At 62.7% G+C, this 13,758-nt stretch carries 11 protein-coding genes and 1 pseudogene; 8 read left to right on the top strand and 4 right to left on the bottom strand.

Annotated elements, in window-relative coordinates; translation table 11 throughout:
• The first annotated feature begins 65 nt into the window (after positions 1–65).
• The 4 genes and pseudogenes from H3V53_RS29010 to H3V53_RS28995 all read left to right on the top strand — a co-directional run bounded on the left by H3V53_RS29010 (position 66) and on the right by H3V53_RS28995 (position 5,502).
• A complete protein-coding gene (locus H3V53_RS29010; RefSeq protein WP_336600847.1) occupies positions 66–968 on the top strand; it encodes a LysR family transcriptional regulator in 903 nt (300 codons plus the stop codon).
• A 217-nt stretch (positions 969–1,185) separates the two neighbouring features.
• Positions 1,186–1,383: a DUF3311 domain-containing protein gene (locus tag H3V53_RS29005; RefSeq protein WP_054924677.1), complete on the top strand. Its 198-nt coding sequence runs from the start codon at positions 1,186–1,188 to the stop codon at positions 1,381–1,383.
• A complete protein-coding gene (gene mctP / locus H3V53_RS29000; protein WP_336600846.1) occupies positions 1,380–2,855 on the top strand; it encodes a monocarboxylate uptake permease MctP in 1,476 nt (491 codons plus the stop codon). The genes H3V53_RS29005 and mctP overlap by 4 nt, the downstream gene beginning before the upstream one ends.
• A gap of 218 nt (positions 2,856–3,073) precedes the next feature.
• Positions 3,074–5,502, top strand: a pseudogene (locus tag H3V53_RS28995) (penicillin-binding protein 1A).
• A 9-nt stretch (positions 5,503–5,511) separates the two neighbouring features.
• Here the strand turns inward: H3V53_RS28995 and H3V53_RS28990 are convergent.
• The 3 genes from H3V53_RS28990 to H3V53_RS28980 all read right to left on the bottom strand — a co-directional run bounded on the left by H3V53_RS28990 (position 5,512) and on the right by H3V53_RS28980 (position 8,865).
• A complete protein-coding gene (locus H3V53_RS28990) occupies positions 5,512–6,345 on the bottom strand; it encodes a hypothetical protein (protein ID WP_336600844.1) in 834 nt (277 codons plus the stop codon).
• Between the two features lie 14 nt (positions 6,346–6,359).
• Positions 6,360–7,829 (bottom strand): metallophosphoesterase family protein, encoded by a 1,470-nt coding sequence (locus H3V53_RS28985; RefSeq protein ID WP_336600843.1) that lies wholly within the window; start codon positions 7,827–7,829, stop codon positions 6,360–6,362.
• Positions 7,830–7,965: 136 nt separating this feature from the next.
• On the bottom strand, positions 7,966–8,865 hold the full coding sequence (locus tag H3V53_RS28980; RefSeq protein WP_336600842.1) for a DUF72 domain-containing protein: 900 nt from the start codon (positions 8,863–8,865) through the stop codon (positions 7,966–7,968).
• Between the two features lie 390 nt (positions 8,866–9,255).
• On the opposite strand from H3V53_RS28980, the gene H3V53_RS28975 reads away from it, so the two are divergent.
• The 4 genes from H3V53_RS28975 (at position 9,256) to H3V53_RS28960 (ending at position 12,990) form a co-directional block, all read left to right on the top strand.
• Positions 9,256–9,564: a hypothetical protein gene (locus tag H3V53_RS28975; protein WP_054924700.1), complete on the top strand. Its 309-nt coding sequence runs from the start codon at positions 9,256–9,258 to the stop codon at positions 9,562–9,564.
• A gap of 329 nt (positions 9,565–9,893) precedes the next feature.
• On the top strand, positions 9,894–11,546 hold the full coding sequence (locus H3V53_RS28970) for an acyl-CoA synthetase (protein ID WP_336600841.1): 1,653 nt from the start codon (positions 9,894–9,896) through the stop codon (positions 11,544–11,546).
• 342 nt (positions 11,547–11,888) lie between these two features.
• Positions 11,889–12,143 (top strand): H-NS family nucleoid-associated regulatory protein, encoded by a 255-nt coding sequence (locus tag H3V53_RS28965; protein WP_054924670.1) that lies wholly within the window; start codon positions 11,889–11,891, stop codon positions 12,141–12,143.
• A 61-nt stretch (positions 12,144–12,204) separates the two neighbouring features.
• Positions 12,205–12,990 carry a class II aldolase/adducin family protein gene (locus H3V53_RS28960; protein ID WP_336600840.1) on the top strand — a complete coding sequence of 262 codons (786 nt, stop codon included), beginning with the start codon at positions 12,205–12,207 and terminating at the stop codon, positions 12,988–12,990.
• Positions 12,991–13,166: 176 nt separating this feature from the next.
• Here the strand turns inward: H3V53_RS28960 and pcaG are convergent, their stop codons facing one another.
• The gene (pcaG, locus tag H3V53_RS28955) at positions 13,167–13,757 is read right to left on the bottom strand and encodes a protocatechuate 3,4-dioxygenase subunit alpha (protein WP_336600839.1); all 591 of its coding nucleotides are present in this window, start codon (positions 13,755–13,757) and stop codon (positions 13,167–13,169) included.
• Between the last annotated feature and the right edge of the window lies 1 nt (position 13,758).

Genomic DNA, 13,758 nt, shown 5'->3' with positions numbered 1-13,758 from the left:
TGAATCACTGTCACAATGGAGTGGACAAACAGCGCGAGCCCGTATGAATCCGGGCAATAGACCCCATGCAACTGGACGACCTGAAAATCTTCGTCGCGACCGTCGACGCACGCAATTTCACGGCGGCCGCAAACCGCCTGCAACTGTCGAAGCAGTTCGTCAGCCGCCGCGTGATGGCGCTCGAAGCGAGCCTCGGCGTGCGGCTGCTGGTGCGCAACACGCGCAAGCTCGCGGTGACCGACCTCGGCTACGAGTTCTATCAGCGCGCGACGCGCATCCTCGGCGAAGTGGAGGACGCCGAGCAGGCGATGTCGTCGGGACGTTCGGACCCGCGCGGGCTGTTGCGCGTGAGCGCGCCGATGTCGTTCGGAATGATCCACCTGTCGCCTCTGGTCGCCGGCTTTCTGCGCGCGAATCCCGACGTGCGCGTCGACATGGAGCTGAGCGATCGCGTCGTCGATGTGGTGGGCGAAGGATTCGACATGGCATTGCGCATCGGCACGCTGGCCGACTCCACGCTGATTGCGCAAAAGCTCGCCGAGCTGCGGATGGTGTCGTGTTGCAGTCCCGCCTATCGCAAGGCTCGCCGCCCGCCCGCGACGCCCGCCGACCTCGCACGTCATGCGTGCCTGCTGTATGGAGAAGAGGGGCGCAGTGGCTGGGAGTACCTTATCGACGGCGCGAGCCAGACCTTCGAAGTGCGCGGCCCCTTGCGCGTGAATAACGGCGAAGTGGTCCGCGATGCCGCGGTGGCAGGGCTGGGCATTGCGCGTCTGCCCGAATTCATCGTGGCCGACGCGCTCGCGAGCGGCAAGCTGATCGAAGTGCTCGCCGATTTTGTATCGCCGCCGCTGACGCTTTATGCCGTCTATCCGCAGCATCGGCAGGCCTCCGTGACGATACGTGCGTTCACGCAGTTCCTGCGCGACCGCTTCGCGAAGACCTTTAGCGAAGCAACCCGCAAATAGCCGCGACGCAATCGGGCAATTTGATCGGGCGTTGCATCAGGCGCGTTGCGCAGTCAAGCCTTTGCCCGCAAAGGACCGTTACGCTGCGAGCAGCAATGAGCGATTTCGCAGATAATGCGCGTACCTTTGAGGGGCCCGCTCTTGTGTGCACATGCACGCACCGCGGCAACGCGTGCCCGCAAAGCGAATCAATCAGATAGACCAAAGAGGGACAATCGTGGAACCTACCGAACCGGCCGGCCGTTCATGGCTCTGGCTCATCTTGCTGATCCCCTATATCGCGTTGCTGTGGCTGCCCTTCTATAACGATACGCGCCCGTCATTCGCCGGCTTTCCTTTCTTCTACTGGTATCAGTTTCTGTGGGTTCCGCTCACGTCGCTGCTGATCTACGTCGTGTACCGGGGTCTTAAATGAGTGATCTGAATCCCATCAGCCCGGTCGCGATGACCGTCTTCATCGCATTCTTCCTTCTCGTGACGGTGCTCGGTTTCGTTGCGGCGCGCTGGAAAGCAGGCGACCTCACGCAGCTGCACGAATGGGGGCTCGGCGGCCGCCAGTTCGGCGTGATCATCTCGTGGTTCCTCGTCGGCGGCGATTTCTATACGGCCTATACGGTAATCGCCGTGCCCGCCCTGGTGTATTCCGTCGGCGCTTACGGTTTCTTCGCGCTGCCGTACACGATCATCGTCTATCCGTTCGTGTTCGCGGTGATGCCCAAGCTGTGGAAGATCGCGCACGCGAAGAACCACATCACGGCCGCCGACTACGTGCACGGCGAATATGGCGGCAAGTGGTTCCCCGCCGCCGTCGCGCTCACCGGCATCGTCGCGACGATGCCGTACATCGCGCTGCAGCTGGTCGGCATGCAGGTCGTGATCAAGGGCCTCGGCGTGACGGGCGAAGCGCCGCTGATCATCGCGTTCATCATCCTCGCGCTCTATACGTATACGAGCGGCCTGCGTGCGCCCGCGATGATCGCGTTCGTCAAGGACATCATGATCTATATCGTCGTGATCGCGGCGGTGTGGCTGATTCCGCAGAAGCTCGGCGGCTACGGCCACGTGTTCGACGCAGCCGACCAGTACTTCCAGGCGAAGGGCGGCGCGACGGGCATCATCCTGAAGCCCACGCAGTTCACCGCATATGCCTCGCTGGCGTTGGGCTCGGCGCTTGCGGCCTTCATGTATCCGCACACGATGACAGCCGTGCTGTCGTCGTCGTCCGCGCAGACGGTGCGCAAGAATGCGATCTTTCTGCCGGCTTACACGCTGCTGCTCGGCCTGATCGCGTTGCTCGGCTACATGGCGATTGCCGCGGGCGTGCACGTGAAATCGGCCTCCGACATCGTGCCGGCACTGTTCGGCACGCTGTTCCCGTCGTGGTTCGTGGGCTTCGCGGCGGCGGCCATTGCGATCAGCGCGCTGGTGCCGGCAGCCATCATGTCGATCGGCGCGGCCAATCTGTTCACGCGCAACCTGTGGCGTCCGCTGGTGTCGCCGAACATGAGCGGGGCGCAGGAAGCGTCCACGGCGAAGATCGTATCGCTCGTCGTGAAGTTCGGCGCGCTGCTCTTCATCGTGTTCCTGCCGACGCAATACGCAATCGACCTGCAACTGCTCGGCGGCGTGTGGATTCTGCAGATTTTCCCGGCCATCGTGTTCACGCTGTACACGCGCCGTCTGAACACGCCGGGGCTGTTCCTCGGCTGGCTGGTGGGGATCGTGGCGGGCACGGGCCTCGCCATTTCTCAAGGGCTCAAACCCGTGTTCGCGCTGCATGTCGGCGGTTCGACGTGGCCGCTGTACATCGGCCTGATCGCGCTCGTCATCAATATCGCGGTGACGTTCGTCGTGTCGACGGTGACGCCGAAGCGCGCGCACGCCTGACCTAGCGCCTGGCATCGCAAACGCAGCGGCTGAACCTGTTCGCAGGTTCAGCCGTTTTTTTGCGCCTTCGCGTGGGCGCCGATCTGCCGATTCTTGCAAAACGCTTATACGTCCACGCTGTTTTGGTAGGATGCAGCCTTTTCTGCCGATGGTGCGTTAGCGTGGGACGCTCGATCCTGTCGTTTCTCCAGAAAGTATCCGCAAGTGCATGGGCCCTTATGCAGCCGCTCGCCATGAGCGCCGTGCAACGTTTGCGTCATCCGACATGGCGCGGCGTGGCGCTGTCCGTTGCCGCGATTCCCGCGCTCGTGCTGCTCTATGTGCTGATCCTGATTCCGTTCACGCCGGGTATCGGGGATATTCGCAAGGCGAAGATCGAGCAGCCCGCGCAAATCTATTCCGCCGACGGCAAGCTGCTCGCCGAATTCAAGCCGACCAACCGCGTGTGGATGAAGCTTTCCGACATCTCGCCACACGTGGTGGACGCGTTGATCTCCACTGAAGACCACCGCTTTTACGAGCACCACGGCATCGACTTCAAGCGCACGGCAGGCGCGGCGCTGCATACGTTTTCGGGCGACCGCCAGGGCGGCTCCACGATCACGCAGCAGCTCGCGCGCAATCTCTATCCTGACGACATCGGCCGCGCGCCGACGCTCACGCGCAAGATCAAGGAAGCCATCACGGCGTTCAAGATCGAGGCCGTCTATACAAAGAGCGAGATTCTCGAAACGTACCTGAACACGGTGCCGTTTCTCTACAACGCCTACGGCATCGAAATGGCGGCGCGCACGTATTTCGACAAGTCCGCCGACAATCTCACGGTGCTAGAAAGCGCCACGCTGATCGGCATGCTGAAGGGCAACAGCTACTACAACCCGGTGATCAATCCGGAGCGCGCGCTCGACCGGCGCAACATCGTGCTCGCTCAGATGGTGAAATACGGGCGGCTCGCGCCTGCGCAATTCAATGCGCTCAAGGCGAGGCCGCTGCGCGTCGATTTCGAGCGACAGCAGGAGCCGCCCGGTCCCGCGCCGCACTTCGCGCAACAGCTGAAAAAGTGGCTTATTTCATGGGCCGATGCGAACGACTACAACATTTATTCCGATGGGCTCATCGTTCGCACGACGATCGACGCGCGTCTGCAAACCATGGCGACGCAGGCGCTGACGCTGCAAGGCAACCAGTTGCAGTCGATCGCGAATGCTGCATGGAATGCGCGCGGCACATGCACCGGTCACAAGGATTTGTTCGACGCATTCATTCGCGAGACACCCGAGTATCGCAGCGCGAGAGAATCCGGCGTCAGCGATGGCGACGCGCTCAAGCATCTGTCGGCGGATCATGCGTTCATGAAGTCGCTGTGCGATAGCAAGACGCGCGTACAGGCCGCATTCGTCGCGATGGATCCGCGCACAGGCGAAATCAAGGCGTGGGTCGGCAGCCGCGATTTCACGCAGGATCAGTACGATCACGTGTCGCAGGCGCGGCGTCAGCCGGGCTCGACGTTCAAGCCGTTCGTGTACGGCGCGGCGTTCGAACAAGGCGCGAAGCCCGACGACACCTTCCCCGATCAGGCTGTCGAAATTCCGCTGAGAGGCGGTGAAATCTGGAAGCCCAGCGACGAAGACGCGCCAAGCGGCCGGCCGATCACGCTGCGCGACGGCCTCGCCTATTCGCGCAACCGTATCACCGCGCAACTGATGGAGACCGTCGGTCCCGCCAAGGTCGCGCGCCTCGCACGAGCGATGGGCGTGCGCGAAAGCGAGCTCGACGCCGTGCCGTCGCTCGCGTTGGGCACGAGCCCCGTCACGCTGAAAGAGATGGTGTCGTCGTACGGCACGATCGCGAACGAAGGCGCGTACGTCGCGCCGATGCTCGTCACGCGCATCGAGGACCGCAAGGGCGAAACGCTCGCCGAGTTCCAACCTTCGCGCGCCGATCGCGTCATGCCGGTGGCGAGCGCGCAGACCTTGCTCGACGTGATGCGCTCCGTCGTCAACAAGGGCACGGGCTCGGCGATCCGCACGCGCTTCGGCATCCGCGCCGACGTCGCGGGCAAGACGGGCACGACGCAGGACAACGCGGATGGCTGGTTCATCCTGATGCATCCGCAGCTCGTGGCGGGCGCGTGGGTCGGTTTCAACGACAGCCGCGTCACGCTGCGCAGCGACTACTGGGGGCAGGGCGCGCACAGCGCGTTGCCGATCGTCGGCGACTTCTTCCAGCGTTCGTTGCGCTCGCGTCTTGTCGATCCGCGCGCGAAGTTCGCGCAGGAGCCGCCGCCCGGCCTGTTCGATACGTTGCGCGAGAAGCTGCGCGCGTGGGGGCAGTATCTTTTTCCGTCGACGCGCAAGCCTGAAACGGCTGCGCCTGCGCCGCGCGTGAAGCCGCGTCAGGCACCGGCTGCGCCCGTGGTGGCGAGCGCTTCGCCCGCTGTCGAGGCGTCCGCGCCCACCGACATCGAGCCGCCGCAGATCGTGTCGCCCGCGCGTCGCAGCCGCCCATTCTGCCGTTGCCGGGCGAGCCGGGCGAGCCGGGCGCGGCCGCGAGCGCGTCCGCTGCCGTCAATGTCAATAGCGACGCGCAAGCGCCCGCGTCGGCATCGACACCCGCCGCAAGCCCGGCGAGCGCATCGCAGCCTTGAATCCGCTGTTCATTTTTTCTTGCGTTTGTCAGGGTTTGAAGCGGTCGGCGAAGTAGTCGATGCGGAGGGCGCAGCGGGTGCGGCTGGCTCTTCGATGGGATACGTGTGGGGCGTCGTATAGCGCCCTATCGGCTCGCGCCCGTTGAACTTCTCGAAGTACTCATGCCAGTAGTTCGCTGCGGCCCAGATCGCTTCGGGACATGACGCGCGCGATTCGAGTCCCGGAGTCAGATCGAAATTGGCGGCGGCGCACACGGTCTCGATCATGCACGTCGACGGCAAGCCGTAGTTGTCGTGCAGCGGGTTCGGCGTGCGCGCTGCGCCCCATGCATACGCAAGCCAGCGCAACACGTGTTCGAGCGCATCGAGCGTCGCGCGCGACTGCCGGAAGCTGTCGACCTTGCCGACCACCTTGTCCTGCGCGATGGGCAACGCGATCACAGCGATGTTAGGAAAGCGCGCCGTGTCGTCGAAGTCCGTCAGCGGACGCGCAACCACGCCGTTCACGCGCGCCGCAAATGCCGGCCCTTCCGGCTGATGCAAAGGGACGTGCAGTGCTTCGGCATGCGCGAGCGTCGCGCCTGCCAGCCTGACCAGCATCGACTCCGACCAGAACGACGGCAGCATGTCGTGACGCAGATGCGACTGCGCGATGCGCACGCGAAACGCCAGCGTATCGCTGCCGCCAAGCAGCACCACATACGTCCATGCGTCGGGGCCGCCCGCCTGCATGTCGAGCACCGCGCGCTCGCCCCACGCGGTGTTGCTCTCGCCCGCGTTGCGCTCGAATGGTGTGAACTGCGGATTCGACTGCGTCGTCGTTGAACGTACGATTTTGAGCATGGCTCTCGCCTCTTTTAATTGGCGCGCGCCCGCAATTCGAAGCGCGTCGTGGATACGGATTGCGAAATCGTCTTGTCGCTGGAAATGCCGTAGTAGCTGACCTGCATGTCCACGCCGCTGCCCACGCGCGTGAACGACACCATCGCCACCTGATCGCCGCGGTGGCCGAATTCCTGGTTGATCGCGAAGCGATGATTGATGCCGAAGCGGTCGGGTACGGGATCGGGATCGGCGTGGCGCGGCCACGCGTTGCGCGGGCCGAAAATGCCTTTGACGGCGTTGACGGCTTCTTTCGCCGTGTCGAGAAACGGCACGCGAATCAGCCGCGACGGCGACGAAATCACTTCATACAGCGCCGTACCCGTCTGCAGATCGCGGCCCGACGCGACGCGTCCCCAGTGCACGTCGCCCGTCAGGTAGACGACGGGAATGCCATTGTCCGCGAGCCGGCCTAGCGTCGCCTGCAACACGTCGAACTGCGCATAGTTCGGCATTTCGGCGTCGAAGGTTTTCTTGCGCCAGTCGGTGTCGGGCGGATCGATGAAGAGCGCCTGTCCGGACGCGAGCAGACCGACGGCAGGCCGCCCCGCCGCGTGCGCATCGACGAGATCTTTTTCCCACGTCTGCATCGCGGCGACGGCTTGCGGGCCCATCAGCGACTTGAACGTGCTGTCGCGGTCGCAGCGCATATCGACGAACAGCATCATCAACGGCTCGATGTCGAGCCGTATCGCGCCGCCCGCGCCACCCGGCGCGCCGCCGATCTGATAGTCCTCGTAAAGCGCGCGCGCCGTGTCGCCCAGCAACTGGCGCGAGGCATCCGTCCACGTGTCGGGCAACTGCTTCTGTGCAAACGGGTAGTTGTTCCAGAACTCGTGGTCGTCGGGGATGCACACGACGGGTGCGCGCTCCAGCACCGCTTGCAGTCCCGGCACACGCAGCGCGCCGGAAAGCCAGTTCAGGTAGTACTTGTTGGCGAGCAGCCGCGCGCGATCGGGATTCTGATCGGGCACGTGCTGCGTGAGCGGCTGATCGAGATAGACCTGGTCGCCTGCCAGCACGGTCAGATGCGGTTGCACCTTGATCTGCGAGACGATCGTGCCGAGCAACCCGTTCACATCCTCGGGTTGCGAATAGCACGACGACAACAGGATGTTGAAGCTGCCGCCCATCAGCGTCGGCACGGCTTTCGGCAGCGACGTGCTCGCGAATTCGAATGACTCGCCGCCCGCATCGATGCAAATCTGGCGCGGCCGCGATTCGTCCGACACCTTGAAACGCAGCACGCATTGGTGATTGACCGGTTGCTCCGCGCCGTCGACGCTGAAATCGCGGATGGGAAAGAACTGCGGCGCGGCAAGCGGATTCGCGGCTTGCCGGTCGATCGTCACCTGCAGCGCGGGCGGCGCCGCCACGCCGAATACGCCGACCCACAACTGCACGATGCCCGGTGCGCTCGCCTGCACGTAGCCGGTCAATAGCATCGGCGCACCTTGCTGTGATTGCTCGTGAGCATCGCGGGCCTTTTTCGTCTTATGAAAGCGGTTTGTAATGGATTCGAATAAGACGAGGCTAGTCGATAGAAAGTGAATTGCAAACGGAAAACGCTGTAAAGCGCGCTTAGGCGAAGCGCTCTTGCTGCAGGATGCGGATCATCGAATGCGCGTTGCGCTGCGCGGCGTCTTCAAAGCAGTTGTTGAAAACCACATGCGTGCGGCCCGCGCGTTTGGCGATCTCGCGCACGGGCCCGGCGATGTCTTCGAGTTCGCGCTCCGAATAGTCGTAATTGAAGCGGCCTGCTGCCGTCGTGCTGCCGCTCCAGGTGTCCGCATTGCGGCCGTGCATGCGCACGATCACGAGTTCCGGCGAGGTCGCTTCCCACACGGTATGCGCGCGATTCGACACACCTTCTGGCGCGTCCATCACGACGTGCACGAGGCCGTGTTCGCGCTCGAATGCGAGCGTCGAATCGCGGTGCCGCTCGTCGAACCATGTCGCGTTGCGGAATTCGAATGCTGTCAGCCAGCTCGCCATCCGGCTGGCGCAATGTCGCACGTGCGCCTGATCGCGCGGTGCAGTGGAAATCCACGGCGCGAATTGGAACAGCACGGCACCGAGCTTGCCCGCCGCGTGCAATGGCTCGAGCGCTTCGAAAAAACGCCGCCACATCTCGTCGACGATATCGGGCGGTATGTCGCGGTAGTAGAGATTTCTCTTGTCGTTCTGCGGAAGAAGCGGTTGGATGTCGGGCGGGAAGAATTTGCGCTCGGTCTGGTGCCCGGTGAAAAGCCGGAACGCTTTCACGTTGAAGGTGAAATGCTCGGGCGTGCGCGCGGCCCATTGCGCGCTGGTCGTCGCGCTCGGCATCGCGTAGTACGAGGCGTCCACTTCGACCATCGGGAACTGGCTCGCATAGAAACGCAGCCGCGCCTCCGCGCTCGTGCACCCTTTCGGATAAAAGCGGCCCGACTTGATGAGCGTGGCGTCCGTCCATGACGCCGTCCCGACTTCGATCGACATGGCTTTGCTTCCCGTTATGAATTCAGCCCATCGTACTGCATGTATGCGCGCGCGCGCGCGGGCATCATGTGCGGTATTGGGGCAAACCCGGGTTCAGACGGATTTGCGCACGACCGTTATAGAAAATGGAAGCCATTCGAAGATGCAGTCATTCCGAGCATGGAGGCGGTCACGCGGCGGTCGGCGCCGCAGAGTACATCCGGGCATGCCACTGTGCAGCGGCGTTTGCCTTCGAATGGGTCCCATCGGTGGGCGGCCTGCGGGCCGCGTTCCGTCTCGCCCGATGCTACGCAATCGCTTAACGAGGCCGCAAAGCCGTGCTGTTCCTGTCCACTTCGTCTAACCTGACATAAGTGCTACGATGCCTGGGTGACGACGATGGAGGTGGAAATGGCGACCTATGCTATCGATGCCGTACGCATTAACCCGATGACTGACCGCGTCACCCATGTCCGTTGGGCTCTCGTCAATCCGAAAACGAATGAATGGCTGTCGCCGCATGAAATCGTTGAAGTCGCGGATGTCGTGACGGCGATTCACGCGGGCAATGCCGTTTGGTCGTTCTTCACGCTGGGCGGGATGAATCTGCTCGGACCGAAAATCAAAACCGTCTCGCATGCCGACGGTCACGACGGCATCGATACCGACGTGCCGGATGGCCACGTCGAGAAGTTCATCGACGATCTGCCGCGCGTCTGATCGCTTCGGGCGTGCGCTGTTTTCAGGCGTGCATGTGTTCTGTTCGCGCGGCGCGTTTCGCGTTCGAGCGCTTGCCGCGAGCAGAACATCGGGCGCTGCCGCTTTGCACAAACAGCCGCGTTCCCGTATGACATTATTTTTCTGCGGCCGATATTCAGGCGCCGGGTTTGCGTGTGCATTTGCGGCTGCGTTGCGTTCGCGCGCGAATCGCGAGAACGCTGCCTCCGGATAAAGCGCTGCGACTGAACTGAAAACAACCGCACCGGCCGACGAAAGCCGCATGCTTCGGCGCAGCCCGCTTGCACGGCACGGGAGCAAGGAGACACAGCATGACGCATATGTTCGACGCGGGACTCGCCCGGCGCGAGGCCAATCACGTTCCGCTGACACCCATCGATTTCATCGCACGCGCCGCCGAAGTCTACGGCGCCCGGCTCGCTGTCGTGCATGGCGACGTACGCCGCACATGGCGCGAGACCTACGAGCGCGCGCGGCGCCTTGCGAGCGCGTTGCAGCGCGCGGGCATCGGGCGCGGCGATACCGTCGCGGCGTTGCTGCCCAACATTCCGCCCATGATCGAAGCGCATTTCGGCGTGCCGATGGCGGGCGCGGTGCTGAACACGCTGAACACGCGGCTCGATATCGCGTCGATCCTCTACATGCTGCGTCATGGCGAGGCAAAGGCGCTGATCGTCGATACGGAATACGGCGAGCTTGCGCTGCGTGCCGCGCGGGAACTGCCGCAGTTGCGCATCATCAGCGTGAGCGACGCGCAGCCGGCCGACGCCCGCCATTTCCCCAATGCGACCGACTATGAAGCGTTTGTGCGAGACGGCGACCCGCAATTCGCATGGGCGCCGCCCGCCGACGAATGGGATGCCATCGCGCTCAACTACACGTCGGGCACGACGGGCGAGCCGAAGGGCGTCGTCTATCACCATCGCGGTGCGTATCTGAACGCGCTCAGCAATATCCTCGAATGGGACATGCCGAAGCATGCCGTGTACTTGTGGACGCTGCCCCTCTTTCACTGCAACGGCTGGTGTTTTCCGTGGACGGTCGCGGCGCGCGCGGGCGTCAACGTATGTCTGCGCAAGTTCGATCCGAAGCTCGTGTTCGAGCTGATTCGCCGCGAGAGGATCACGCATTATTGCGGCGCGCCCATCGTGCAGAGCGCGCTCGCCAATGCGCCTGCCGAATGGCGCGAGGGCATCGCGCATCGCGTATCGACGATGGTCGCGGGCGCGGCGCCGTCGCCTGCCGTGATCGCGCGGATGAAGTCGATCGGCTTCGATCTGACGCATGTCTACGGCCTCACGGAAGTGTACGGACCCGCCTCCGTGTGCGCGAAGCAGGACGCATGGGATGCCCTCGACGACGACGAGCGCGCCCGGCTCAACGCGCGTCAAGGCGTGCGTTACCACCTGCAGGCGGCAGTCGACGTGCGCGACCCGGACACGCTCGAGCCCGTGCCGCGCGACGGCGAGACGATCGGTGAGCTGATGTTTCGCGGCAATATCTGCATGAAGGGCTATCTGAAGAACGAGCGCGCAACGGATGCCGCATTTCGCGGCGGCTGGTTCCATACGGGCGATCTCGGTGTGATCACTGAAGATGGCTATGTACGCATCAAGGACCGCAGCAAGGACATTATTATTTCCGGCGGCGAGAACATTTCGAGCATCGAAATAGAAGACGCGCTGTACCGGCATCCCGCCGTGTCGGTGGCTGCCGTTGTCGCAATGCCGGACCCGAAGTGGGGCGAGGTGCCGTGCGCGTTCGTCGAACTGAAAGACGGCATGCAAGCGAGCGCTGAAGAAATCATCGCGCATTGCCGTCAATTGCTCGCTGGATTCAAATTGCCTAAAGCGGTGTTCTTTGGAGAATTACCGAAAACATCGACGGGCAAGATCCAGAAATTCGAATTGCGCGGGCGGGTGAAGTCATCGAGTGCGATCGATCAGGAGCACGGTAAAACATAGCCTGCTTATGATGAAGTACTCGCGGGCATTTTTCGCAAACATAGAGCCAGAGCCGCTTTCCGGGCATGTCGGTGCATGCGCTAAAGCGACGCGAACGCGCGAATGGGTGCTAGAATCGGGCCAACACCAGGGGTTCGGCTTCGGGGTCACCCAAGCCAATGGCGAAATTCAAGTAGGCAACGTGCGAGTTTTCGCCGCCATTCAATCTGTCGAAAAGCGCCGGCACTGACGGCCGGCAAACCTTGGCGGGTCCGTCTCAAGGCTTGGCTGAAAGAGCGAAGCCTTTAAATCTATTTAACGCGTGCTTAAAGGCCGCGTAGTTCGATACGTTATCGGCACGTTATGAAAGAGCGAGAAGAACATCGGACGCTCGACCTCGACGGTCAAGCGCGCGAGCGGCTTATCCTATGGATTCGGCGCCGCATGGACGAATTCGGCATTACGCTCGAAGTGCTCGAAGCGGCGCTCATTGCCGATGCCGCGACGCCGAAATACCGCGACGCGTTCGGCCACGAATGGGACGGCACGGGCGACCGCCCCGACTGGCTCACGCGCGCGATCAATGCCGGTCAGGATATCGAGCACTTTCGCGTTTAAATCGGCATCGGCGTTTTAGCGCACGCCGTTTCACCGCAACGTTTTCACCGGGGTCACTTTCATGTCTGATACGACCGCGCAGCATGCCGGATACAGCAGCGAAGAATGGACGACACGGTGCGAGCTTGCTGCCCTTTATCGGCTCGTTGCGCATTTCCGCATGACCGATCTGATCGACACGCACATCACCGCGCGCGTGTCCGGTCCAGAGCATTACTTTCTGATTAACCGCTATGGCGTGCTCTTTCACGAGATGCGCGCAACGGATCTCGTGAAGATCGATCGCGATGGACGCGTCGTTGAAGCCGCGGAGCGCGTTGCCGCGCAACCGCAGCGTTATCGCGTGAATGCAGCGGGCTTTACGATTCACTCGGCAATTCACATGGCGCGCCCTGACATGCGCTTCGTGATTCACACGCATACGCCTGCGGGGTCGGCCGTTTCGGCTCAGAAACAGGGGCTGCTTCCTATCAGCCAGCATGCGCTGAAGTTCTACGGCGCGCTCGCCTATCACGACTACGAGGGCATTGCGCTCGATCTTGGCGAGCGCGAGCGGCTCGTCGCGGATCTGGGCGCGTGCAATGCGATGATCCTGCGCAATCACGGTTTGCTGGCGGGCGGCAAGTCGGTGGCGATGGCGTTTCAGGAGATCTATTTTCTCGAGCGCGCGTGCCAGATCCAGATCAACGCGCTGGCAGGCAACGCGGAATTGACCTTGCCGCCCGAGTCCGTGCGCAAGCTCACGGCAAGCCAGTTCGCGCGCGACGATGAGGAAGGCATTGCGCAACTCGCGTGGGAAGCAGCTTTGCGGCTCATCGACAATTCCGCTTCCGACTATCGCAGCTGACGCGCTTACCTGCATAAGAAGCACACGAAAAAAAAGCCCGCGTCGAAGCGGGCCTGGAAATGTTGCTCGGAGTTTCGTTGCGCGGGTGGACTCGCGCATCCGGCTCGTAACCAATGTTTATGAACACGCGATGAACCTTGCGCGCGATGCACGCACGGTTCATGACGTGCGTTGCATCACAGGTCGAAGAACACGGTTTCGTTCGGGCCTTGCATGTGGATGTCGAAACGATACACAGCATTGCCGCCATTCGATTCGCGCTTTGCCACGAGCGTCGCGCGGCGTTCGGCGGGCACGCTCGCGAGCACGGGGTCTTTGGCGTTCGCGTCCGCTTCGTCGTCGAAATAGACGCGCGTGAACGTGTGCAGCAGCATGCCGCGCATCGTGACGATCACATTCAGGTGCGGCGCTTCATCGGGCGATGCGCGGCCCGGCTTCACCGTTTCGAAGACGAAGCGCTTGTGCGGATCGGTGCCCGTGCCGAAGCGCGCAAAACCGCGAAAGCCCGTCTTTGTCACGTCTTCGCGCGATTGCGGATAGCGGCCTTCGCTGTCCACCTGCTGCACTTCGATCATCGCGTCGCCAATCGCGGCACCGTCGGCGTCGAACACCTGGCCGACCAGCGTGATGTGCTCGCCCGCCGCTTCGCGGTCCGCGACTACGTTCGTAAAGAGGCTTTTCAGGTCGAAGTTGTACTGCTCGGGGCACAGTCCATACGCGAAGTACGGCCCGACCGTTTGCGAAGGGGTTTGCTTAAGCGTTGTCATG

The organism is Paraburkholderia bengalensis (genome assembly GCF_037126505.1).
GTDB lineage: Bacteria > Pseudomonadota > Gammaproteobacteria > Burkholderiales > Burkholderiaceae > Paraburkholderia > Paraburkholderia bengalensis.
The sequence above is the reverse complement of the archived record's forward strand: the minus strand, read 5'-3'. Positions and strand labels throughout refer to the sequence as shown.

Bases quoted from the DNA above. Each gene is read 5' to 3' on its own strand.
- H3V53_RS28970 (WP_336600841.1), top strand. From the start codon at position 9,894: ATGACGCATATGTTCGACGCGGGACTCGCCCGGCGCGAGGCCAATCAC.
- H3V53_RS28990 (WP_336600844.1), bottom strand. From the start codon at position 6,345: ATGCTCAAAATCGTACGTTCAACGACGACGCAGTCGAATCCGCAGTTC.
- H3V53_RS28960 (WP_336600840.1), top strand. From the start codon at position 12,205: ATGTCTGATACGACCGCGCAGCATGCCGGATACAGCAGCGAAGAATGG.
- pcaG (WP_336600839.1), bottom strand. From the start codon at position 13,757: ATGACAACGCTTAAGCAAACCCCTTCGCAAACGGTCGGGCCGTACTTC.
- H3V53_RS28980 (WP_336600842.1), bottom strand. From the start codon at position 8,865: ATGTCGATCGAAGTCGGGACGGCGTCATGGACGGACGCCACGCTCATC.
- H3V53_RS29010 (WP_336600847.1), top strand. From the start codon at position 66: ATGCAACTGGACGACCTGAAAATCTTCGTCGCGACCGTCGACGCACGC.
- H3V53_RS28975 (WP_054924700.1), top strand. From the start codon at position 9,256: ATGGCGACCTATGCTATCGATGCCGTACGCATTAACCCGATGACTGAC.
- mctP (WP_336600846.1), top strand. From the start codon at position 1,380: ATGAGTGATCTGAATCCCATCAGCCCGGTCGCGATGACCGTCTTCATC.
- H3V53_RS28985 (WP_336600843.1), bottom strand. From the start codon at position 7,829: ATGCTATTGACCGGCTACGTGCAGGCGAGCGCACCGGGCATCGTGCAG.
- H3V53_RS28965 (WP_054924670.1), top strand. From the start codon at position 11,889: ATGAAAGAGCGAGAAGAACATCGGACGCTCGACCTCGACGGTCAAGCG.